19 protein-coding genes and 2 tRNA genes are annotated in these 22,936 nt (G+C 38.0%); 7 read left to right on the top strand and 14 right to left on the bottom strand.

The genetic code is table 11. The features are described 5' to 3' along the window. Window positions 1-148: 148 nt before the first annotated feature. The 4 genes from HC176_RS06170 to HC176_RS06155 all read right to left on the bottom strand — a co-directional run bounded on the left by HC176_RS06170 (window position 149) and on the right by HC176_RS06155 (window position 2,883). Window positions 149-340 (bottom strand): Arm DNA-binding domain-containing protein, encoded by a 192-nt coding sequence (locus HC176_RS06170; protein ID WP_245234847.1) that lies wholly within the window; start codon window positions 338-340, stop codon window positions 149-151. Between the two features lie 233 nt (window positions 341-573). Then, window positions 574-648 (bottom strand) — tRNA-Pro (locus HC176_RS06165). 7 nt (window positions 649-655) lie between these two features. Beyond that, window positions 656-739 (bottom strand) — tRNA-Ser (locus HC176_RS06160). Between the two features lie 95 nt (window positions 740-834). Continuing rightward, entirely contained in the window at window positions 835-2,883 is a 2,049-nt protein-coding gene (locus HC176_RS06155) for an HD family phosphohydrolase (RefSeq protein ID WP_167917306.1), read from the bottom strand. 121 nt (window positions 2,884-3,004) lie between these two features. Between HC176_RS06155 and HC176_RS06150 the strand changes: the two genes are divergently transcribed. Next, window positions 3,005-4,183 carry an acetyl-CoA C-acyltransferase gene (locus HC176_RS06150; RefSeq protein WP_167917305.1) on the top strand — a complete coding sequence of 393 codons (1,179 nt, stop codon included), beginning with the start codon at window positions 3,005-3,007 and terminating at the stop codon, window positions 4,181-4,183. Window positions 4,184-4,192: 9 nt separating this feature from the next. Further along, entirely contained in the window at window positions 4,193-4,942 is a 750-nt protein-coding gene (locus HC176_RS06145) for a C40 family peptidase (RefSeq protein ID WP_167917304.1), read from the top strand. A 541-nt stretch (window positions 4,943-5,483) separates the two neighbouring features. On the opposite strand, the gene HC176_RS06140 is transcribed toward HC176_RS06145, so the two are convergent. Continuing rightward, window positions 5,484-6,416 carry a peptidylprolyl isomerase gene (locus HC176_RS06140; RefSeq protein WP_167917303.1) on the bottom strand — a complete coding sequence of 311 codons (933 nt, stop codon included), beginning with the start codon at window positions 6,414-6,416 and terminating at the stop codon, window positions 5,484-5,486. A 67-nt stretch (window positions 6,417-6,483) separates the two neighbouring features. After that, a complete protein-coding gene (recQ, locus tag HC176_RS06135) occupies window positions 6,484-8,688 on the bottom strand; it encodes a DNA helicase RecQ (RefSeq protein WP_167917302.1) in 2,205 nt (734 codons plus the stop codon). A 200-nt stretch (window positions 8,689-8,888) separates the two neighbouring features. Between recQ and HC176_RS06130 the strand changes: the two genes are divergently transcribed. From HC176_RS06130 to lptB, 3 genes are all read left to right on the top strand, one after another. Beyond that, complete coding sequence (locus HC176_RS06130; RefSeq protein WP_167917301.1) at window positions 8,889-9,854, top strand: KpsF/GutQ family sugar-phosphate isomerase; 966 nt, start codon at window positions 8,889-8,891, stop codon at window positions 9,852-9,854. Then, window positions 9,854-10,696 (top strand): twin-arginine translocase subunit TatC, encoded by an 843-nt coding sequence (tatC, locus tag HC176_RS06125; protein WP_167917300.1) that lies wholly within the window; start codon window positions 9,854-9,856, stop codon window positions 10,694-10,696. Before HC176_RS06130 ends, tatC begins: the two co-directional genes overlap by 1 nt. A 79-nt stretch (window positions 10,697-10,775) precedes the next feature. Beyond that, window positions 10,776-11,516, top strand: coding sequence for an LPS export ABC transporter ATP-binding protein (gene lptB / locus HC176_RS06120; RefSeq protein WP_167917299.1), 741 nt, complete (start codon window positions 10,776-10,778; stop codon window positions 11,514-11,516). Between the two features lie 73 nt (window positions 11,517-11,589). On the opposite strand, the gene HC176_RS06115 is transcribed toward lptB, so the two are convergent. Both HC176_RS06115 and HC176_RS06110 read right to left on the bottom strand, forming a co-directional pair. Then, entirely contained in the window at window positions 11,590-12,465 is an 876-nt protein-coding gene (locus tag HC176_RS06115; RefSeq protein ID WP_167917298.1) for a DUF808 domain-containing protein, read from the bottom strand. Beyond that, a complete protein-coding gene (locus HC176_RS06110; protein WP_167917297.1) occupies window positions 12,465-13,226 on the bottom strand; it encodes a CDP-alcohol phosphatidyltransferase family protein in 762 nt (253 codons plus the stop codon). The genes HC176_RS06115 and HC176_RS06110 overlap by 1 nt, the downstream gene beginning before the upstream one ends. 126 nt (window positions 13,227-13,352) lie before the next feature. Between HC176_RS06110 and HC176_RS06105 the strand changes: the two genes are divergently transcribed. Then, entirely contained in the window at window positions 13,353-14,423 is a 1,071-nt protein-coding gene (locus tag HC176_RS06105) for a putative type IX sorting system protein PorV2 (protein WP_167917296.1), read from the top strand. Next, entirely contained in the window at window positions 14,420-15,586 is a 1,167-nt protein-coding gene (locus HC176_RS06100; RefSeq protein WP_342448666.1) for a lipoprotein N-acyltransferase Lnb domain-containing protein, read from the top strand. The genes HC176_RS06105 and HC176_RS06100 overlap by 4 nt, the downstream gene beginning before the upstream one ends. Window positions 15,587-15,807: 221 nt before the next feature. On the opposite strand, the gene HC176_RS06095 is transcribed toward HC176_RS06100, so the two are convergent. The 6 genes from HC176_RS06095 to HC176_RS06070 form a co-directional block, all read right to left on the bottom strand. Beyond that, the gene (locus tag HC176_RS06095; protein ID WP_167917295.1) at window positions 15,808-17,199 is read right to left on the bottom strand and encodes an exopolysaccharide biosynthesis polyprenyl glycosylphosphotransferase; all 1,392 of its coding nucleotides are present in this window, start codon (window positions 17,197-17,199) and stop codon (window positions 15,808-15,810) included. A gap of 98 nt (window positions 17,200-17,297) precedes the next feature. Continuing rightward, on the bottom strand, window positions 17,298-18,584 hold the full coding sequence (locus HC176_RS06090; protein ID WP_245234846.1) for an O-antigen ligase family protein: 1,287 nt from the start codon (window positions 18,582-18,584) through the stop codon (window positions 17,298-17,300). Window positions 18,585-18,670: 86 nt separating this feature from the next. After that, window positions 18,671-19,753, bottom strand: a complete 1,083-nt coding sequence (locus tag HC176_RS06085; protein ID WP_167917294.1) for a glycosyltransferase — start codon at window positions 19,751-19,753, stop codon at window positions 18,671-18,673. Further along, window positions 19,753-20,871, bottom strand: coding sequence for a glycosyltransferase family 4 protein (locus HC176_RS06080; RefSeq protein WP_167917293.1), 1,119 nt, complete (start codon window positions 20,869-20,871; stop codon window positions 19,753-19,755). Before HC176_RS06080 ends, HC176_RS06085 begins: the two co-directional genes overlap by 1 nt. Window positions 20,872-20,873: 2 nt before the next feature. Further along, window positions 20,874-21,872, bottom strand: a complete 999-nt coding sequence (locus HC176_RS06075; RefSeq protein WP_167917292.1) for a glycosyltransferase — start codon at window positions 21,870-21,872, stop codon at window positions 20,874-20,876. After that, window positions 21,865-22,908: an exostosin domain-containing protein gene (locus tag HC176_RS06070; protein WP_167917291.1), complete on the bottom strand. Its 1,044-nt coding sequence runs from the start codon at window positions 22,906-22,908 to the stop codon at window positions 21,865-21,867. Before HC176_RS06070 ends, HC176_RS06075 begins: the two co-directional genes overlap by 8 nt. Window positions 22,909-22,936: the final 28 nt, after the last annotated feature.

Here is a 22,936-nt window from a genome sequence, read left to right as displayed (position 1 = left end):
GGTCTTCACATACTTGTTTTACATTGCCTCTGGCATAACTCAACTCGACGGCTTTTTGTTTAAATTCTAAGGTGTAATGTTTAGATTTTCTTCTCATAATTGCTAAAATAAAAACTAGCAAACATATGCTCTCATCTTTATGTCCAGTCTAATGTAGTAATTCCATTCCTCGCGCTCTTCCTTTATTAGAATCCCATTCAGATAAAACTACTTTTCGTTGTAGACTGATATTTGCACGTTTACCGTTTACAGTAACTCTCGCAAAAACTGAAACTTGATTGTTTTTAATACGTGTGGCATTAACCCAAAATGACAGGGTAAAGGTGGTTTGTGATTGCATAGTTGTCGTCTTTTTTGTTAAACATTCATTCAAGACGAAAGTCAAATCAACTATTTCAATTACAGTGTTTTAAACACCTATTCGGTTCACACTTTTTGTGTTTTGAAACTGTTAACCGAATTGTTAACCGAATTAAACTATATTAATTCAATTCTTATGATAGTCTAAAAACCACAAAACCTTGTAAATCATACGATATACAAGGTTTTAGTTTCTGTTGGCATTCATTTTTGTCGGGGTGGCAGGATTCGAACCTGCGACCTCCGCGTCCCAAACGCGGCGCGATAACCGGGCTACGCTACACCCCGAATTTTGCGGAGAGACCGGGATTCGAACCCGGGCAACACTTACGCGTTGACAGATTAGCAATCTGCTCCATTACCACTCTGGCACCTCTCCTAAACTTTAATAAGAACCTCTGCAATAAAATTGCGGTTGCAAATGTAATTTAAACCTAAGAAGCACACAACTATTTTTATACTTTTTTCTGAAATTTATTCAGGATATTCAATTCTTAAATGGTAAATATTTGCTAGCTTGTGTTTTAGCACTTTTTTTATCGATTGAATTTCTTTGAATGTAATATTGGCATTTAAAAACTGGCCTTCTTCTACCTGTTTATTGATTATATTTTCAACAAAGGCCTCAATTTTTGTGGAGTTTGGTTCCTTAAGGCTTTTTGAAGCGGCCTCAATACTATCGCACATCATTAAAATAGCGGTTTCCTTACTGAAGGGTTTTGGGCCGGGATAACTAAAATCTTCCGGATCTGCTACTTCATATTCCTTTTTTTCTTTCATATAAAAGTAATACACCAAACTAGTGCCGTGATGCGTACGTATAAAATCAATAACCCGATCGGGCAAATTGTTTTTCCGAGCAATTTCGATACCATTAATTACATGGTCGGTTATGATTCTAGCGCTCTCTTTGGCCGAGAGTTCGTCATGCGGATTGATTCCCGTGGATTGGTTTTCGGTAAAATACGTAGGGTTCTTCATTTTGCCAATATCATGATACAATGCCCCCACCCTTGCCAACATGGCATTCGCTCCAATTTCGTTGGCCGAAGCTTCAGCTAAATTGGCTACATTTAATGAATGGTGAAATGTGCCCGGTGCCACGTTTGCCAATTCCTTTAAAAGTTTCGAATTCGTGTCAGATAGCTCTAAAAGCGACACATCGCTCACCAAACCAAATAATTTTTCATAGGCATAAATAAGGGGCTGAACAAACAATGTAGCCAGACCACATAAAATAAACCAAATGAAAGTTTCCCATTTTAGGGTTTCCACACTGCCTTCGTGGATAACAAAAAAAGCGAAATATGCAATAATATAAATTAGAGTGATTTGTCCTACCGAAATAAACAAATTGGCTCGTTTGTACAATTCAGAAACCGTAAGTATGGTAACAATTCCAGCTATGGTTTGCAGAAAAATATACTCGTAGCTATTAGGCACTACAAACCCCAATAGCAATACGGTAAGCACATGGGCAAACAACCCCAATCTAGCATCGAAAAATGCTTTAAAAACCAGTGGCAAAATACAAATAGGAACTATGTAAATGTACTTTGCATCATATTTTACAACTAATGTGGTTATAAAAATAAGCAACGAAATGTTGAAGAAAATAAAGGTTACTTTTGTGTTATCATCAAAAACTTTGGGTCGATATTTTTTTAAGAATAAAAACAACATAAGTAAAACCAAAGCCACCAATAAGGTATAAGCAAACAAGATCCAGTTATAGTTGGACTGGCTCCAAACCTGCGATTCATATTCCGATTGCAAAGACTTTAAAATCTGGTATTTACTACCCTCTACCACTTCACCCTTCGAAACAATTAAGGTTTCCTTGGCAATGCTTCCTTTGGTATATGAAATTTTACTTAACTCATCCTGAAGCGCCTTATCTGTAAAATTTTTGTTGTAGCTTAAATTCGGTTCTACCAAATCGAAAAACAACGAAACAAAAGCGGTTTTGTAATGTTTTAGATTGTTGTTTTGCAACACCTGATCTATAACACCCGGAACATTATCCGGTTTAATTAAGTTGGAATAAAAGCCATCTTTAATTTTTTCACGCCCGTCAAGAATGGCTATTCTTTTATCCTCAGAAAAATCGTGGTTTTCACTTAAAATACCGAAAGCATACAGTTGCGAGATAATCTGCTCTCCGGTTTTAAAAAGCTTTTCCGAGCTGGCTCTGTGTATCGAATCAGAAAAGGTGGCTTCAAACTGGGATTTAAACCCTTCGCGTACTTTGGTTTCCACCGAAGGATTTAGATTAAAATACAGTAATGCATTTTCAACAATTTCCTTTTTTTCGGCTGCAATTTCCTCTCCCGTTTTTTTAATGGCAAAATCGAAAGGTGCCTGCAAACTTTCAGATTGCCAAGGCTTTCCTCTTTCGAAAGTATATCTAAATTTTCCGCTTTTGGGAAACAGGTAAACAATTAAAACCGTGGTGCACAGAAACAGCAGTGCCTTATATATCAAGGAATGGTTTCTGTATAAGGTGTTTATATAATCTTTCATCTAAAAACCAAAAGTAATAAATTTATAAGAGGATTGGGCTTTTTTTATAATAGCTGAAACGTTCAAGTTTCTATCAAAAAATCGTTATTTTCGCAAGTACTAAAGTAAAGATTTTAAACTAATGGATAACCAAGTTGTTATTGTTTCTGCCGCCAGAACTCCTATTGGCAGCTTTATGGGGGCTTTGTCTACTATACCTGCCCCAAAATTGGGTGCCATTGCCATAAAGGGTGCCCTGGATAAGATAAGCCTAAAACCCGAGCTGGTTGAAGAAGTTTTAATGGGGCAAGTGGTACAGGCTGGATCCGGTCAAGCTCCAGCAAGGCAAACAGCTATTTTTGCAGGTATTCCCAATACTGTTCCATGTACTACAATAAATAAAGTATGTGCTTCTGGAATGAAAGCCGTTATTCAAGCTGCACAGGCTATTGCTTTAGGCGATACTGATATAGTTGTAGCCGGTGGCATGGAAAACATGAGCCTTATCCCACATTACCTGCACACCCGTACAGGAACCAAATTTGGACCAACAACTTTAGTAGACGGCATGCAGAAAGATGGTTTGGTTGACGCCTACGACCAAAATGCGATGGGGGTTTGTGCCGATGCCTGTGCCGTTAAATATAAATTTTCAAGGGAAGAACAAGATGCCTATGCCATCCAATCTTATAAACGGTCTGCGGAAGCTTGGAACAACGGAAAATTCAACAATGAAATCGTACCCGTTGAAGTTCCACAACGAAAAGGTGACCCTGTTATCGTTACCGAAGATGAAGAATACAAAAATGTTAGAATAGATAAAATTCCGCAACTGCGACCGGCTTTTTCAAAAGACGGTACCGTAACGGCGGCCAATGCATCCACGATAAACGATGGTGCGGGTGCCATGGTTTTAATGAGTAAAAGCAAAGCTGATGAATTAGGCTTGAAACCTCTGGCAACCATTAAAAGCTACGCCGATGCTGCACAGGAACCCGAATGGTTTACAACGGCGCCTGCAAAGGCGCTACCCAAAGCATTAAAAAAAGCTAATATTACAATTGACAACGTTGATTTTTTTGAATTTAACGAAGCCTTTTCGGTTGTTGGGTTGGCCAATATGAAAATTTTAGATCTAAACGATTCAAACGTCAACGTCAATGGTGGCGCGGTTTCTTTAGGGCATCCTCTGGGCTGTTCGGGTGTTAGGATTTTAATTACACTTCTCAACGTTTTGGAACAGAACCAAGCAAAAATAGGTGCAGCAGCCATATGTAACGGCGGCGGAGGTGCATCGGCAATGATTATTGAACGCAACTAAAAGTATTTAATGCAATACGGAATTTGTAATTTAAGCATTGTCCCACTTAGAAATGAACCGGCCGACACTAGCGAATTGGTATCGCAAGTACTATATGGTGAATTTTTTAAGGTTTTGGAACAACGCAAAAATTGGAGCAAAATCCGCCTTTCTTTTGATAAATATGAAGGCTGGATAGACAACAAACAATACCTTGAAATTAACGAGGCAGCCTATAAAGCGCTGCACAGCCAACCCCAAAAACTTTCGACCGATTTGGTTGAATTTATTGAAGACGAAAACCACCAAATATTCCCCGTTTCCATTGGAGCAACCTTAAACGGTCTTCTGCTTTTGAATCATAATTACGATGGCTCGTTTATTGATTGCAAAAATGACAAATCGCATATTATAAAAACAGCTTTTCTATTTTTAGGCGCCCCCTATTTATGGGGAGGAAAAACACCTTTTGGAATCGACTGCTCTGGTTTTACCCAAATGGTATATAAGCTGAATGGCTATAAATTATTGCGAGACGCTTCACAACAAGCCACTCAGGGCGAGGCCTTAAGTTTTATTGAAGAAAGCGAACCGGGCGATTTGGCATTCTTCGACAACCAAGAAGGCATTATAACACATGTGGGCATTATTATGAAAGACAACTACATTATCCACGCCCACGGAAAAGTGAGGATTGACCGTTTGGACCATTCTGGTATTTATAATGCAGACAGAAGGATGCATACCCATAAACTTCGTGTAATTAAGAAGATTATTTAATTGGTTTTTACTTTTTGATAAAATTCTAATTCTCGATAGTTCTGCTCAGCAAAGATGAAGTGCAAATTTTTCTCATTTCAATCGAAAAATCCACTCGAATTGACGCCTAGACTAAATTTTATATTCTGAACGCAAAACGGACTTGTTTGGTATTATTTTGTTTCCATTTCAACAGTAGCAACTTTTAATTTTCGTTATACATCACTATCACGCTGAGCGGAGACGAAGCGTTAACTCAGCGGGGCATCTAATTAACGTGAGTTCGATATAATTTTTGTTTTACATTTCGTCACTTCGAGTGATTTTCCCTAGTAAAACGGAGGAAAATTGTATCGAGAAGTCTTTTATTTGGTTCTCGATACATTTTTTATTCCATTGCATTCCACAAAAAACACTCGAACTGACGTAGATTGATGATTTTTAGTTGTTTATAAGTCGAACTCATGTTATTTAGTAAAACATTACTAACTGTTTCAAAAAACAAAAAAGCACCTAAATAAACTTAGATGCTTTTTATGATATGTTATTATTTGAAACTGGCTTACTTCACATTCATAAGCTCAACATCAAATACCAATGTAGCATCTGGAGGAATAACACCACCGGCACCTCGGCTTCCGTAGCCCAAGTGGCTAGGTATTACCAAACGAGCCTTATCGCCCACTTTTAAAAGTTGGATACCTTCGTCCCAACCCGGAATAACCTGCCCTACTCCAATAGGAAACTCAATAGGTTCGTTGCGCTTGTATGAAGAATCGAAAACCGTTCCATCAGACAACTGCCCTTTGTAATGAACAGAAACCGTTTTTCCTTTTTCTGCCTTTACACCATTACCTTCTTGAAGTATTTGGTAACGTAAACCACTATCTGTCTTTTTAAAGCCTGCTGCTATTTTATCCAATTCGGCTTCAGCTGCTTTTTTAGCTTCAGCGATTCTTTTTTCTCTTGCACCTTCAAAAGTTCTAAAGGCCTCGACAGCATTAAATTGTTCTGCCTCATCACCTATCCGTACTATTTCTAAAGACTCAATAACATCGCCTTGCGCTATGGCATCAACCACTTCCTGTCCGTGCTCCACCTTTCCAAAAACGGTGTGTTTGTTATCCAACCATGGGGTTTCTACATGGGTAATAAAAAACTGGCTACCATTAGTACCAGGTCCTGCATTGGCCATAGATAATACCCCTGGGCCATCGTGCTTTAAATCTGGATGAAACTCGTCGTCAAACTGATATCCTGGGTTACCTGCTCCGGACCCTTGAGGACAGCCTCCTTGAATCATAAAATCTGGAATTACCCTATGGAATTTTAAGCCATCGTAATAAGGCTTTCCTTGAGGTTTAGCGTTATTTTCTAAGTTACCTTCGGCCAAAGCCACAAAGTTACCCACGGTTCCTGGAGTTTTTTTGTACTCTAAAGTCACTAGAATTTCTCCTTTTGAAGTATTGAATTTTGCGTATAATCCGTCTTGCATTGTTCTAATTTTTAAGAAAGGGCAAAGATAGAAAACAAAGTGAAAAGTACGAACTTAGACACAAAGTTTAATTGGCCACTTCACTTATAAATTTAATTCGGTATAAACGCAGCTCTTCATCGTCGTAATCACCATCAAACTCCTCGATGGCCGATTTGATATCATCAGATTCCGACTCCATAAAATACTCATGGATTTCTTCCTGTTGGTCTTCATCTAAAACGTCATCAATCCAATAATCAATATTCAGTTTTGTTCCTGAATAAACTATGGCTTCCATTTCTTTTATAAACTCTTCCATAGACATTCCTTTAGAAGAAGCAATATCGTCCAAAGGCAATTTGCGGTCTACATTTTGAATAATATAGAGTTTATTTGAAGAATTTACACCCGTTGATTTAACCACCAAGTCATCTGGCCTAACAATATCATTTTCCTCGACATATTTGGCTATCATAGCCACAAAATCCTTACCGTATTTTTTGGCTTTTCCATCTCCAACACCATGTACATTGCTCAATTCTGCAATCGTGGTCGGGTATTTAAGTGCCATATCTTCCAATGATGGATCTTGGAAAATAACAAATGGTGGTACGCCTAATTTCTTGGCATTCTTTTTACGGAGGTCTTTAAGCATGCCCATTAAAGTTTCGTCGGCCACCGCTCCTCCACCTTTGGCTGCGGTAATAATATTTCCGTCATCTTCAGCGCTATCGAAAACATGATCTTCGGTCATCATAAAAGACTCCGGATTTTTTATAAAATCTTTTCCTGCCTCTGAAAGTTTAATTACACCATAGGTTTCAATATCCTTTTTAAGATAACCTGCCACTAAAACCTGTCTTAAAAGCGCCATCCAATATTTTTTGTCCTTAGCCTTTCCTTGTCCAAAAAACGGTTGCTCGTTAGTTTTATGCGAATTGATAAGTGCATTTTCCTTGCCTACCAAAACGTTTACCAAATCTTTTGATTTATATTTTTGATTGGTTTTTTCAATCACTTCCAACAGCAGTTTTACATCGTCTTTCGCTTCGGTTTTCTTTTTAGGATGATGAACGTTATCGTCCATATCGCCACCTTCTCCTGTTTCATTGTCGAATTCTTCCCCAAAATAATGCAGAATGAATTTCCGTCGCGAAATGGAAGTTTCGGCAAAAGCCACCACCTCTTGCAACAGCGCATGACCAATTTCCTGTTCGGCTACTGGTTTGCCCGACATGAATTTTTCGAGCTTTTCAATATCTTTATAAGAATAGAAAGCCAAACAATGGCCTTCCCCTCCATCACGACCGGCACGCCCGGTTTCCTGATAATAACTTTCAATACTTTTTGGGATATCGTGATGGATTACAAATCGCACATCGGGTTTGTCAATCCCCATTCCGAAAGCGATTGTTGCTACCACCACATCAACATCTTCCATTAAAAATTGATCCTGGTAAAGCGAACGCGATTTGGCATCAAGCCCTGCATGGTAAGGCACCGCTTTGATGCCATTCACTTGAAGTACTTGCGCCAACTCTTCAACCCGTTTTCTACTTAAACAATAAACAATGCCCGATTTGCCTTCGTTTTGTTTTATAAAACGAATGATATCGACATCTACATTTTTGGTTTTCGGGCGTACTTCGTAATATAAATTAGGGCGGTTAAAGGAAGCTTTAAACGTTTTCGCTCCCGTAATGCCTAAGTTTTTAATTATATCTTCCTGAACTTTCGGGGTTGCCGTAGCGGTTAAACCAATAATGGGAATATTATCCCCAATACGTCCAATAATGTTTCTAAGGTTACGGTACTCTGGCCTAAAATCATGTCCCCATTCGCTAATACAGTGCGCTTCGTCAATGGCCAAAAACGATATTTTCACCGTTTTTAAGAATTCAACATTTTCTTCTTTGGTCAACGATTCTGGCGCTACGTAAAGCAACTTGGTCGTTCCGTCTACAATATCCTGTTTTACTCTTTTTACTTCCGTTTTATTCAAAGACGAATTCAATACGTGAGCCACGCCATCTTCTTTTGAAACACCTCTAATGGCATCCACTTGATTTTTCATCAACGCAATTAATGGAGAGACCACAATGGCCGTTCCTTCGCTCATTAAAGCGGGCAACTGATAACATAGCGATTTACCGCCGCCAGTGGGCATAATTACAAATGTATGGTTTCCTGATAAGAGACTATCTATAACATCTTCTTGAAGTCCTTTAAACTTGCCAAACCCAAAATATTTTTTTAGGGCGTCCTGCAAGTCGGTTTTTGTTATTGACATGAACTGAATTAAAATTTAACTAAATTAAAAATAACTATAAATCATTAAATCCGAATCATTGAATTTAATATAGCATTTGAAGAACCCTCATATTTTTTTCGTTAGTTTTGTAACGAAAATCCAAATTACAACAATTTTCAATTTTGATTATCATTTAAAGATAATAAATTCTTTAAACATCAACCTAAAAATAACAAAATTTGAAAGACAAAAATGCTATTCTAGGCCGGGCTAAACAAACCATTGAAATGGAAGCCCAAGCCGTTTTAAACCTATCTAGCTTAATAACAGACGATTTTGCCGAAGCCGTAAAACTAATATACAACGCCAAAGGCCGTGTGATTATTACCGGAATTGGAAAAAGCGCAATAATTGGCAACAAGATTGTAGCTACCTTAAATTCTACCGGTACTCCCGCCATTTTTATGCATGCAGCCGACGCTATTCACGGCGACTTGGGACTCATCCAAAATGACGATGTAGTGATTTGCCTTTCAAAAAGTGGCAATACCCCCGAAATTAAAGTGGTGGTGCCACTTATAAAGCGGGTTCACAATAAACTGATTGCCATAACCGGAAATAAAGATTCGTTTTTAGGTCAGCACGCCGATTATATTTTGAACGCTTACGTTGAAAAAGAGGCCTGCCCCAACAATTTGGCACCGACTACCAGCACCACCGCTCAATTGGTTATTGGCGATGCATTGGCGATGTGTCTGTTGGATTTACGCGGATTTTCAAGCAACGATTTTGCCAAATACCACCCCGGTGGCGCTTTGGGCAAAAAATTGTACTTAAGGGTTAAAGATATTTCTTCTGCAAACCAAAAGCCGAAAGTGGAATTGGGCACAAGCATAAAAGATGTTATTGTAGAAATAACCGAAAAAATGCTAGGTGTTACCGCTGTAGTTGAAAACGATAAAATAATAGGCATTATTACCGATGGCGACTTACGCCGAATGCTTACCAAGGCCGACGATTTTTCGAAACTTACCGCCAAAGACATTATGAGCGAAAATCCTAAACGCATCGAATCTAAATTGATGGCCATAGATGCCATTGAACTGATGGAAACCCATGAAATTTCGCAATTATTGGTTGAAGAGGATGGTAAATATGCAGGTGTGGTTCATTTGCATGATTTAATAAAAGAAGGAATTATATAATGGCAAAAAAGAATATTAATGAGATGTCTTTTTTAGACCATCTCGAAGATTTACGCTGGCATTTAATCCGGATTTGTTTGGCGGTTATTATTGTGGCTACATTAGCCTTTATCTTTAGCCGATTTATTTTCGACCAAATCATTTTCGCACCGTTAAGGATGAGCTTTCCAACTTACAATTTTTTATGTCAGGCTGCGAATTTCATTGGAGTGGACACAACGTTTTGTGCTGAAGAAATGCCAATGATTATTCAAAACCGTACCATGGCCGGGCAGTTTTCGGCCGATATTTGGACGGCCATTTTAGGCGGCTTCATCATTTCGTTTCCCTACGTCATTTATCAACTCTGGAAATTCATAAGCCCCGGTTTGCACGATAACGAGCGTAAACATTCGCGTGGCTTCATCGTCATTTCGTCGTTATTGTTTTTTATCGGTGTACTTTTTGGCTATTATATAGTTACACCGCTGTCACTTAATTTTTTGGCTAATTATAGCATATCTGATGTGGTAGACAACCAAATTGACATCAGTTCGTATATTGCTTTGGTACGCTCGTCGGCATTGGCCTCTGGCTTGATTTTCGAATTACCTATTATCATTTATTTTTTAACCAAAATAGGTTTGGTAACCCCGCAAATATTGAAGAAATACCGAAAGTACGCATTGGTAGTGGTATTAATTCTTTCGGCCGTTATTACACCTCCAGATATCGCCAGCCAGGTTATTGTAGCCATTCCGATTTTGATTCTGTACCAAGTGAGTATTTATATTTCAAAAATTGTGGTAAAAAATCAGTTGAAAAAAGAAAAAGAAGAACAAGCTGTTAAACACGGTCACTAATTTAACGGTTGTATATGATTTTGCTATTTTTAGCGTTTATAAAAACACATTCAATCTCAACAATTGAGAATATAATATTATGATTTTAAAGGCCGAAAATTTAATGAAGTCCTACAGCGGACGAAAAGTGGTGAAAGATGTTTCGCTTAAGGTGGAACAAGGTGAAATTGTTGGACTTTTAGGGCCTAATGGTGCTGGAAAAACAACGTCGTTTTATATGATTGTGGGCTTAATAAAGCCCAACGGTGGCCATATATTTTTAGACAATACCGAAATTACCAAATACCCCATGTACAAACGGGCCCAAAATGGTATTGGTTATTTGGCACAAGAGGCTTCTGTGTTTAGAAAACTGAGTATTGAAGATAATATTTTAAGCGTGCTGCAACTTACCAAATTGAGCAAAAAAGAACAGCTCCATAAAATGGAATCGCTTATTGAAGAATTTAGTTTGGGCCATATCCGAAAAAACCGTGGCGATTTACTTTCTGGTGGGGAGCGCCGACGTACCGAAATTGCCCGTGCCTTGGCTACCGACCCAAGTTTCATCCTTTTAGATGAACCCTTTGCGGGCGTGGACCCCGTGGCCGTTGAGGACATACAACGTATTGTGGCGCAGCTTACCAAAAAGAACATTGGTATTTTAATTACCGATCACAACGTACAGGAAACTTTGGCCATTACAGACCGCACCTATTTGATGTTTGAAGGCAGCATTTTAAAAGCTGGAGAACCCGAAGAATTGGCCAACGACGAAATGGTTCGAAAAGTGTACTTAGGGCAGAATTTTGAGCTACGAAAGAAGAAGATTAGGGACTAGTTTTCTGTATGCAGTCGCAGTATCCAATTTTCAAAACATTATTTATCAAGGCTTAACAGACTCACTTTTTTAGTTAATTTGTTTTCTTATGAAGTATTCTTTTAAATCCAGTTATAACTAAAAACGCAACAAAACCTAAGGCCAACCCTAAAATAAAATCTTTTATAAAAGATGGCCAGCTTTCCAATAAATGATGGAAATATTCAATATTATGCGAAAAGATACCTCCGGCCACTAAAATAAGGGCGATGGTACCTATAACCGACAAACTTTTTATAACAACAGGTAGTGCCTTTACCAACATGCTACCCAAGCCAAAAAGAATCCCTTTTTTATTATCACTTTTTTTGATGAGCGCCAGACCTAAATCGTCCATTCTAACAATAAGCGCCACAATGCCGTAAACCCCAACCGTTGCAATAATAGCTACAATCGATACGACCAATACTTGGAACGAAATAGGCTTATCGAGAACCGTACCCAAAGCGATAATAACAATTTCAACCGATAGAATGAAATCGGTAAAAATAGCCGACTTTATTTTCGCTTTTTCAACATCTAAAATTTCACCAGCTTCTTTGTTTTTTATTTTTTCATGGTTATCATCATGCCCGTGGGGCAAAAGATATTCCATTATCTTTTCAACGCCTTCAAAAGCCAAATAAATACCTCCCAAGATTAATATTACTGTAATGGCCCATGGCAAAAACGAACTGAGTAAAAATGCCACTGGAAGAATTATCAATTTATTTAAAAACGAGCCTTTGGTAATGGCCCACAACACAGGCAATTCTCGCGACGCCACAAAGCCCGTGGCCTTCTCGGCGTTTACCGCCAAATCATCACCTAAAATCCCGGCGGTTTTTTTTGTTGATACTTTGGTCATTACCACAACATCGTCCATTAATGCTGCGATATCATCTAATAGGGCAAAAATTCCAGAAGCCATTAAGGGGTTTTATTTGAAGTTAAATTGTCGATAACCGACAAAAGCACATAAAGTATAATGATTGCTGGGATAGCGGCAAATTGCAAAACCACTAACAACACCACACAAAGTATGATGAAAATATAACGCAGGGCATTATTTTTAAAGCTGAAATCCTTGAATTTTAAGGCAAACAATTTGATGTTGGCATTGAGCATATAGCAGCTTAAAACCGTAACTACTATTAAAAACCATTTGTTGAGGATGATGGCGTTGATGGCATCGCTATTTTGAATTTCGATAATTAAGGGCAGCGATACAATGAATAAGGCATTGGCCGGTGTTGGCAATCCTTTAAAATAGGTTTGCTGTTCGTCGTCTATGTTAAATTTTGCCAATCGGTACGCCGACGCCAAAGTAATAGCAAAGCCTAAAAATGCAATAAAAGGCACATTCAACGTCCCTAAATAATAATTGGCACCCCAAGTGCCAGAAGCCCCCATAGGTGCGTTACCCCCTGATGCCAGTGCCAATAATTTGTACATTACCATTCCGGGCACTACCCCGCTGGTTACTACATCGGCCAGCGAATCCAATTGAAGGCCCAGCTCACTTTGCACCTTTAATTTTCGTGCTGCTAAACCATCAAAAAAATCGAAAAATATCCCTAAAAACACAAAAAAGGCCGCCGCCACAAAATGGTCGTTTACCGCAAAAATCACCGCAATACAGCCACACAATAAGTTGAGCAATGTTATGGCGTTGGGTATGTGTTTCTTCATAGAGTTCAATTTATAACTGTAAAAATAGCAAACAAATTACGTCTAAACCAAGTAATAAACAATATCTCTTGCATATTGAAGTTTATAGGTTTATAAATAATGTGCATCTTTGTAAAAAAATTGGGATTGAAACCGTACTTAACCACATTAATTGGCTTGTTGTCTATCGCCTTGTTTGGTCAAACCACAAGGAAATACTCCAACGAGTTTATGAACATTGGGGTGGATGCAGCCGCATTGGGTATGAGCAGTGCCGTAACCGCGCACACTTCCGATGTGAATTCGGGTTATTGGAATCCTGCCGGACTTCTAAAACTTGAAGACAACCAATTGGCATTGATGCATTCCAGTTATTTTGCCAATATTGCCAATTACGATTATGCGGCCTTTGCTATGCCTTTAGACAATCAAAGTGCTGTGGGCATCTCGTTAATTCGGTTTGCTGTTGATGATATTTTGAACACCACGCAACTTATCGACGAGCAAGGCAATATTAATTACGATAGAATCAGTCTGTTTTCAACTGCCGATTACGGCTTAACCTTTTCGTACGCGCGTTCCTTACCTGTTCAAGGCTTGAATTATGGCGTAAATGCGAAAGTTATTCGAAGAATTATTGGCGATTTTGCGTCTTCGTGGGGTTTTGGGCTGGATGCCGGAATTCAATTTGAAACGAACAGCAATTGGAAATTCGGTGTAATGGCACGAGACATTACCACGACTTTCAATGCTTGGGCTATTGATGAGGAAGAATTTGAAACCATTAGGGATGCCGTTGAAGGCCAAAACCAGGAATTGCCCGAAACTACCGAAATTACCATTCCGAAATTGCAAATTGGCGTTTCCAAATTAGTTGATTTTAATTACGACTATACCTTGCTCACATCAGTAAATTTAAATGTCCGTTTCGAGGAAAATAACGACATCATTTCTACTTCGGTGGCCAGCATCAACCCTGCTTTGGGGTTTGAATTTGGTTATATCGATATGGTTTATCTTCGTGCCGGAATGGGAAATTTTCAAAACGAGCGGCAGTTTGACAATTCGGAGCAACTCAGTTTTCAGCCCAGCTTCGGTCTAGGTTTTAAATATAACGGTATTCAAATAGATTACGCTTTTACCGATATTGGCGACCAAAGTGTGGCACTCTATTCTAACGTATTTTCATTGAAACTCGACTTTAGCATATTCAGATGATGCAAAAAATACTTCTTTTTCTATCGTTCGTTTTTGTTTTATTCACTTCCAAAGCACAGCAAAATCAACTGTCCACTAAGGCAGAAATCAGCGTACTTACCGTTGGGCCAGGAACCTCGTTGAATGATGCTTTTGGTCATAGTGCCTTTAGGATAAAGGACCGTGTAAAAGGCATCGATGTGGTTTATGGCTACGGCGAATATGATTTTGACGCCCCTAATTTCTATTTAAAATTTGCCCAAGGAAAATTGCATTACTTAATCAACAAAACCAGTTTTAGCAGATTCTATCAAGAATACAGTTATTTCAACCGATCGGTAAAAGAACAGGTTTTGAATTTGAACCAAACCGAAAAACAACGTTTGTACGATTATTTGATTAACAACTACAAACCCGAAAACAGAAAATACCTGTACGATTTCTTTTTTGATAATTGCGCCACCAAAATTAAAGATGTTACTCAAATTGCTTTGCTTGATTCGGTGACCTTTTACCCGCCAAAAGACTATAAAGAAGCAACTTTTAGAACCTTAATACAAAATAACCTCAATCGAAATTCATGGGGAAGTTTGGGCATAGACGTAGCCTTGGGCTCGGTTATAGACCGAACGGCTACTCCCGAACAGCACATGTTCCTTCCTGATAACATTCATTCTTTTTTTGCAAACGCCACTATAAAAAACAGCAATACACCTTTGGTAAAAGAAAGCCACACAATATATACAAAAAAAGAAATTCCCCAGCCCAGTTCGTTTTTAAGTAGCCCACTGTTTATTTTAGGAGTTGTTGGCCTGTTTATCATATTTATCACTTACAAAGATTACAAAAATCAAACACGCAGCAAATGGTTGGATGTCTCTCTATTTAGCACCACTGGACTTATTGGTGTTTTAATTTTATTACTTTGGTTTGCCACCGACCATTTGGGAACCCATCAAAATTACAATTTACTTTGGGCTTTTGCGCTTAATATTTTTATGATTGGGCAACTGCTCAAAAACCAAGTGAGCACCTGGTTTGTTAAATACGTGAAGCTATTGATTATTCTACTTTGCCTTTTAACACTGCATTGGATAATTGGAGTTCAAATTTTCGCCATTGGACTAATTCCGTTGCTATTGGCGCTTTTTGTCCGATATTTGTTTTTAGTGAAAAGGCTTTAATGAAAAACTATCCTATTCGGATTCCCAGCATGATTTACTTGACAACCTTTTAATAGCATTAAAAATCGAGATGTTCTCGACTCCGCTCGAACTGACAAACACTATCTATAATAACGAAAAATACGCAGCTACTCTGCAAAGAGAACAGAAAACCATCAATATTCTCCAAAGGCGGTACTGAATACTGTGACTGCGACTAAAAACTGCCTACTTAAACTGAATCACTGTCCGCGAAAGAAAATAACCGTACTTAAAGTTTTTACCAAAACATTCATATCAAGAAAAAAACCGCGGTGTTTTATATAATATAAATCATACTGAAGTTTAAGCAAACTATCATCAAACGAAGAGCCGTAACGTGTTTTTACCTGTGCCCAGCCCGTTAATCCGGGTTTTACCATGTGGCGTGTTTCATAAAACGGCAACATATGCGATAATTCCTTCACAAAAACAGGTCGCTCTGGCCTTGGGCCAATTAAGCTCATTTCACCTTTCAAGATATTGATAAACTGGGGAATTTCGTCTATTCTGGTATTCCTCATAAACTTGCCAAAAGGCGTAATGCGTACATCACCTTTGGTTGACCATACTGCGCCATTTTGTTCGGCATCTTTCACCATGGTTCGGAACTTAATAATCTTAAAGACTTTTCCGTTTTTGCCAACGCGTTCCTGGGTGTAAAATAGCGCTCCTCGATTACCTAGCAAATTACCTAAAAGCACCAATGGTAACAACACCGCACCAATTACAAGACCCAAAACCGAAATTACAACATCAAAAAAACGATGGAAAAACAAGTATAATTTGTTTTGGTTATTTCTGCTGAACGGAAAGTATTTGTAGAAATCTTTTCCAACAAACTGCACAGGAATCCGTTGTGTAAGGTCTTCATATACTTGGGTGTACTCTTTAATGGGGAAACCTTCTTCAAGTAATTTTATAAGCGTATAATAAATTTCGGAAGTAATATTTTCTGAACTATAGCTGGCTACTACAATTTCAGAGAGACTCCCTTCTTCTACAATTTCCCTAATCTGCTTGGGGCTGTACTGTGGAACAGCATTAAACTTTACCGCTGCAGCCTTGGTTGTTTCGCAATTAACAAAGCCAACAATTTTATAATTAGGGTCGGCTAATTTAAACGTATCAAAAATGGTTTCAATATTGGAAGTTTCTCCAATAATAAGTACCCTTTTGTAAAACCTAGGGGACACGATAAACGATATATAAGCCCAACGCCATAAAAATAGTGCCACTAAAATAGAGAAATAAAAGAATAATATCTGCAAACGGTTATCGGGTAACACCGGTGTAAAAAATGGCGTTAAAAAATAGAATAACACGGTGGTAGAAACCGTAAAAACAATACTGGATGAAATCTTTTCTATTTTACTCGACTTTTGAAGGTCGTATAACTCGAAAATAGTACCGAAAACCGAAATGTACAAAATTAGCACAAACACCCACCTCCAGTTTTTTGCGGTAATTGTAAAATAATCAAAATGAAAAGTATTGCTAACACAGTACAGCACTAACAATATAGAAACCACATCGAATACCCGCAGTAGTATTTTGCGTTCCGAAATATTGAAATGAATACTGCTTTGAGGCATCTGCAATCACTGAATTGGGTGGTTTAAAGATATAAAGTATATTTAAACTGGAGCAAAAACACCTTAACACTTTGTTAACAATTGTTAAATACTCAAATCTAACTAGGCAGACTACGAATTCTGCCATAGCGATTGCTTAGCTGCTTCTTCTTTTTTTGATTGTATTGGATATCTAATAAACAAAGCCCATAAACAAAAGCGGGAGCCGCAATACGCATAGATGAGTGGTTTATGGTTAAAAACCAGAAAAAATAGAAGGAATAAAAGAATATATTCGATTTATTTTTCAAACGGAAAAATAACGGGGTAAGCAATAGAATTAATAATGCCGTTAAACCAAAGAGTCCGTGTTCAGACAAAATACGACTCATCTCGTTGTGTGAGGCGGCTAAAATTCCCACTTCCCTTTCTCTCAACTCCTTAATTTTTCCCACACCAACCCCTAGAACAGGGTTCTTAAAAAACTCTTCCAATTCAAATGAAATCAAGTCCGTACGCCCAGTGGTGATATCAGCCTTTTCACGACCTAAAGCATCTTCGTTGGCATATCGGTTTTCTATCAACCCTCCCGTTTGCAAAGACGAATAACCCCAGACCATTACTCCTAGGCCTATTACCAAAAATACTACCCGAGTAATCCTAAACTTAGCTTTGGCATTTACCTTCAAAAAATAAAAATAAACGAAGGCGGCAATCATGATTAAAGCCGTAATAACACCTCCCCTACTAAAGGTTACAATAGCCCTGAAGCTCATAACAGCCAATAGAAATCCGTTAATCATCTTTAGAAAAAGCGAAGGAGAAAGCATAAAAAAACGTGCTGCAAACACAAACATCCCTAAACCCAAAACTGTGGCCACTTGATTGGGTCCGAAACCACCTGATGCGGCATAATTCGAACCGGTTCCTGTTATGGTTTCTCGAATATCAGGAGTAAAAACAAACAAATAGACCACGGTTGACACCAATGGTAAAGCCATATAAAGCAAAACCTTATGTATGTTCTGGTAACTTATCTTTCGCTTATAACAAAAAATGGAAACGATGCCCAGACAAACCGGTCCGCTTAAATTAAAGGCTATAGCGGTCCTAATATTAGTTTGTACACTCATATTAAATCCCGCTACCAAAATTCCCGGTATCAATAAAAGAATATAGAGTATATAGGGTATGGGTTGCTTGCGCATTATAATAGTGAAAACACCGATTAATGCGAACCAAATCACCATATATTTTGAGGCTTCATATAATAGGCTTCCGCCCGTCATCCTTAAAAACACCTCTGCTCCCACCACATAACTACCCGCCAAAAGCACGGTAGTAGCCCTTTGCGAAACTTTTGTTCGGAATATTATATAGGTGAAATAGACAAATATGCCAAGCAAATAAATTTTAGACAGCGGCTTGAATGCGTAAACACCTACCCCTATGAGCAAATGCAAAAAAATAGACTTTATGTAGTTTATGTTTTTCAAATATTGGATATATGCTGCTTGTATATTTTTAAAACGGACTCCATTTGAGCTTTTTCTGAATAGTGATTTTCAATGTGTTTCTTGAAATGATTTCCTAAAGTCAACCTCAACTCTTTGTTTTTAGCATACAAAAGTAATACGTTTGCCAAGGCTTTCGAATCATTTGGACGCACTAAAAAACCATTTTTTTCGTTTAGCACAATGTTTTCACATTCGCCTACAGCAGTGGCCACAACAGCCAAATTGGCCAAACCATACTCTAATAAGGCTAAGGGCAGCCCTTCTGATTTTGAGGACAACACCCCAATGTCACACTGACTTAAAATATGGAACACGTCGGGTCTACTTCCGTATAAAAACACAGAGTTTTCTAAGTTACATTTCGTTATTTTTTGTTTTACGCGGTCCGAATAATCGTCATTGAAATCCTTTCCAACGCAATGCAATGTCCAATCAGGTTGATTTTTTACCATTTCGGCAAAGGCCTCAATTAAAGTAAAATGGTCTTTTTGTGGCCTTAAATTAGCCAAACAAACCATACGCTTACCATCTTTACCTTTTAATTGAGTTTGTTTTAGTTTGAAATCTGGTACTGCAAAATTAGGTAGATATGATACATTTTTCAGTTTCAGCTTCTGTTTGGCCCAACCTTCCAACGAACGATTTACGCTAAACGTATGAGCAAAATACTTCGAGCACCACTTTAATACTTTATCATCGCGACTCTGAAGATATTCACTGTTGCCATAATGGTCGTGCCAAACCACCACAATTTTCGGATTCAAAAATTTAACAATAGTCGCAAGGAAAAACGAGGTTGAATGCGCGTGAACTATTTGAATATGATGTTTCTTTATGAACCGTTGTAGCTTTTGTGTAGCAGCAAAATCGATGGTCTTCCTTTTTTTTAGAAACACATATCCCACTTCTGGTAATATATTCTCCTTTAAAAGTCCTTCTTGCCGTGTAGCACATAAAAAAGATTTCTCCACCTTTGTGACAAGCGCATTAGCCAAGTTAACGGCCACACGTTCTGCGCCCCCGGCATTTAAAGAATCTATGAGTTGTAATACGCGCATTAAGCTTTTAAAAGTTTAACAATTTCGGTTTCAAAACGCTCTAAGGTATAGTTTTGCGACCAATTGGCAGCATTTTGAGACATTTGAGTTAAATTTTCAGTGTCCTTTAAATGTCTTTCTATTTCCGCTAATGCTTTATCCAAATCGGGGTCTATTAAAATACCTCGCTTGCCATAACCAAGCATATCGGGCACACATGAAATTGAAGTCGCTATGGGTATGGCTCCAAAAAACATCGCCTCGGCAAGGGCTTTAGGCCAACCTTCAGACTTCGATGGCAGTATTGAAAAATGAGCTGTTTTTAAAGCTTCTTTTACATTTTGCTTATTCTGATTTCCGTGGAATTTAACTATATCGTTTAAACCTTTGTTTTTCACAAAATCCTCTAATTCTCCCCTTAAAACACCATCACCGAAAATATCTAAACGGACTTTGCTTCCTTTTTTCTGCAGCCTTTCAACAATTTGAATAGTCAACAACGGCCGTTTACCCTCTACCAAAGTGCCCACAAAAACAAATTGTAATCCGCTTGAATAATTGCGTAATTCTATTGGTTCTATTTCATTTCTTTTAAAGGTTGCCGTAAAAAACGGCTTGATGTTTTGGGTTTTGTCAGGCCAATCTCCATAAACCAGTACCGACATATTTTTTGTTAAAAACGTATTCGATAACAACCATTTTTGAATGTTATAACTAAGTGGTTGTTTTGCCTTTGGGTCCCAGTTTCCTGCATATTTGGCCGTTTTGTTTTTTTTCGGAAAAAAGATTTGCACCAAACAGCCCAACAAACCAATGCTTCCAGGGCAACGTAGGTGGATGTGGTCGGCTTTTTTACAGGCTTTATAAATGCCGATTAAAATAATAGGGATTTTAAAAAAGGAAACTAGCGTATTTTTTAAATCGGTGAATTGTATAGAGGGAATCGCGCTAAACTTGATATTTTCATGTTTGTAATCTAAATCAATTTCCGATTTAATTTTTGAAGTTTGTGGTGCAACAATTATAAGATCTTCCACATGTTTTAACCAAAGGTTCATTTCGCGAACATACGGCGCATAGGCAGAAAAGCTTGTACCATTTGATTTGTGCTCGACATGGGTGATGATTAAGAATTTCATGCCTACATTTTTGGTTTATCAATAAGTATTGAACACCAGCCTACAATTCGCCCTAAACCTTCAGTAAGCGCCGCTTTTCTTTTTCTTGTCGTAAAAGTATTTATCAGTCTAACAAAAGTTAATAAGCCTACAGTCGCATTCCATTTCAATCTTGCTTTCAAGTTTGGCAATGGGTATTTTACCCGCCAAACGTACCAACCATTCCGAACAACCATTTTGCCATATTTAAATTTATTAGGACGGCCAGACTCATTATGATAATGTCCTAATTGTGCCGCAGTATTTAGATACAGCTTTCCGATTTTTGCCACCCTTAAGGAAAAATCTGCATCTTCATAAAGTCCGTAACCTTCAAAATAAGTTGAAAAATGAAATTTTTGAAACACCTCCTTTTTATAACTCGATACGCCCCCCATAATCTGCTCAACTTCATAGATTTTACCAGATGGAGGAAAAAAACCAATAGACCTTCCATGGCCAAAAGAAGGTAAAAAGCCCGGCAAAGTATCAGGCTGCAAACCAAACTTACGCCTCAGTTTAAATCGAGAAGGCTCCTCCCGCATCCAACCATCAAAATAAAATTTATTTGGGTTGGATTGATTGCCATCTGCCTTTTCCCAGTTCACTTCATTAGAAATATAACCTCCAACGGCCAAAGCCTCCTGCTTTTGCTCGTAAGTTCCAATCAAGTTTTCGAAATAACTTTTTTCTAAAACCGTATCATCATCCAAAAAACATATAATTTCTGAGTCGGGTGAAACTTTCTTAATTCCAAAATTCCGTTGTTTTGTGAGCCCCCTACCCTGTTCTTCAACCTTAAAATAATTTAAATTTTTAAAGGCATTCTTCTTTATAATTGTTTCGGTTTCGTTATTAGTAGATCCGTCAACAATTAAAATTTCGTTGGGATATAAAGTTTGCTGATTTACCGACTCCAATAAATTCAAGAGCGGTTTGGGTCTCATATAAGTACAAACTATAAGTGTAAATGGTTTAGGCATGCTCAAGTTTTAATTGCTCTACAAATATATCATGTACTTTTATAAAGTAACTATGCCTTCTTAAGTGGGTTTCCCAAAGCAGTCGGTTGTTTTTTTGAATTTCAGCCAGCTCTTCATTGCTTTTCGCCTCGTGAAATTGCAATATTTGTTGCTCTAAACTCACTTTACTTGACGCATCTAAAATTACGGTATGTTTATTCCAATCGATAAGGTTCGACAAGGGTAGCCTACAATCGGTATTCAACAAAATAGGAATACGCCCCACGGCCAAAGTTTCGTAAAATCGTACCGAAAAATTGCCGACACCTCTAATACAAAACGTGTACAAATTATCGAAAATATTGTTGTAGAATTCTGTGGTGGTTCGCGCTTTGGCCTTTTGGTCTTTAGCTCCTGCACGATAGTTATTCCTTAAAATAAAATTGGTTTGGAGATTTTCGCTGCGTTTTAATGTATTAAGGTATTGTGCCCGTTTTATGCCCGAAGGGTAAAAAGACTGCTTATCGAAATATGTCGATTTAACGATGTACTTAAACCGTAATTTAAAATGACTCAAATACGATTTCATATACTTTATAATTCCCGTTTTGGCGTGCCCAACAAAACCTATTCTTGGTTGTTCTGTTTTTCTTAATACGGAAAAAGACGTTTTTAAAGCTGTTTCAAAAGGGTCATTTATAAACGACGGCATTACAAATGTGTTATCACTTAACTTAGAATGAAAGCCGCCCAACCTAAAATTATAACTATTGGGAATGTGTACGGTAAAACCAAAATCGCCCGCCGTGTACAACCAAATTGGCTTTTTGTATTTTTGGGCTTCGGTTAATAACCTTTGAAATGCTTTTTGATTTTTAAAAAACGAACCATAATCAATGGGAAGCACAACAATATCACAATCTGAAATCGTATCAGTCAGCTCATAAAAATCACACAACTGTTCACTTTTTACATAATGCAAATCGAACAGCAACGGAAACACTTTGCTTCGGTTGGCGTCAGTTAAAAACGATATGTTTGTATAAAGTTTAAGCACTATTTTTTAAAATTCCACCTTAATTCAC

It is taken from the genome of Tamlana crocina (assembly GCF_012037625.1).
Note: the sequence above shows the minus strand (reverse complement) of the source record. Positions and strands in the feature narration are given on the sequence as shown.

Excerpts from the sequence above, each read along its gene's own strand:
- HC176_RS06170 (WP_245234847.1), bottom strand. The coding sequence starts at position 340 with ATGCAATCACAAACCACCTTTACCCTGTCATTTTGGGTTAATGCCACA.
- HC176_RS06140 (WP_167917303.1), bottom strand. The coding sequence starts at position 6,416 with ATGCAAGACGGATTATACGCAAAATTCAATACTTCAAAAGGAGAAATT.
- HC176_RS06100 (WP_342448666.1), top strand. The coding sequence starts at position 14,420 with ATGATGCAAAAAATACTTCTTTTTCTATCGTTCGTTTTTGTTTTATTC.
- HC176_RS06145 (WP_167917304.1), top strand. The coding sequence starts at position 4,193 with ATGCAATACGGAATTTGTAATTTAAGCATTGTCCCACTTAGAAATGAA.
- HC176_RS06095 (WP_167917295.1), bottom strand. The coding sequence starts at position 17,199 with ATGCCTCAAAGCAGTATTCATTTCAATATTTCGGAACGCAAAATACTA.
- HC176_RS06080 (WP_167917293.1), bottom strand. The coding sequence starts at position 20,871 with ATGAAATTCTTAATCATCACCCATGTCGAGCACAAATCAAATGGTACA.
- HC176_RS06075 (WP_167917292.1), bottom strand. The coding sequence starts at position 21,872 with ATGCCTAAACCATTTACACTTATAGTTTGTACTTATATGAGACCCAAA.
- HC176_RS06155 (WP_167917306.1), bottom strand. The coding sequence starts at position 2,883 with ATGAAAGATTATATAAACACCTTATACAGAAACCATTCCTTGATATAT.
- lptB (WP_167917299.1), top strand. The coding sequence starts at position 10,776 with ATGATTTTAAAGGCCGAAAATTTAATGAAGTCCTACAGCGGACGAAAA.
- HC176_RS06115 (WP_167917298.1), bottom strand. The coding sequence starts at position 12,465 with ATGGCTTCTGGAATTTTTGCCCTATTAGATGATATCGCAGCATTAATG.
- HC176_RS06110 (WP_167917297.1), bottom strand. The coding sequence starts at position 13,226 with ATGAAGAAACACATACCCAACGCCATAACATTGCTCAACTTATTGTGT.
- recQ (WP_167917302.1), bottom strand. The coding sequence starts at position 8,688 with ATGTCAATAACAAAAACCGACTTGCAGGACGCCCTAAAAAAATATTTT.
- tatC (WP_167917300.1), top strand. The coding sequence starts at position 9,854 with ATGGCAAAAAAGAATATTAATGAGATGTCTTTTTTAGACCATCTCGAA.
- HC176_RS06150 (WP_167917305.1), top strand. The coding sequence starts at position 3,005 with ATGGATAACCAAGTTGTTATTGTTTCTGCCGCCAGAACTCCTATTGGC.
- HC176_RS06085 (WP_167917294.1), bottom strand. The coding sequence starts at position 19,753 with ATGCGCGTATTACAACTCATAGATTCTTTAAATGCCGGGGGCGCAGAA.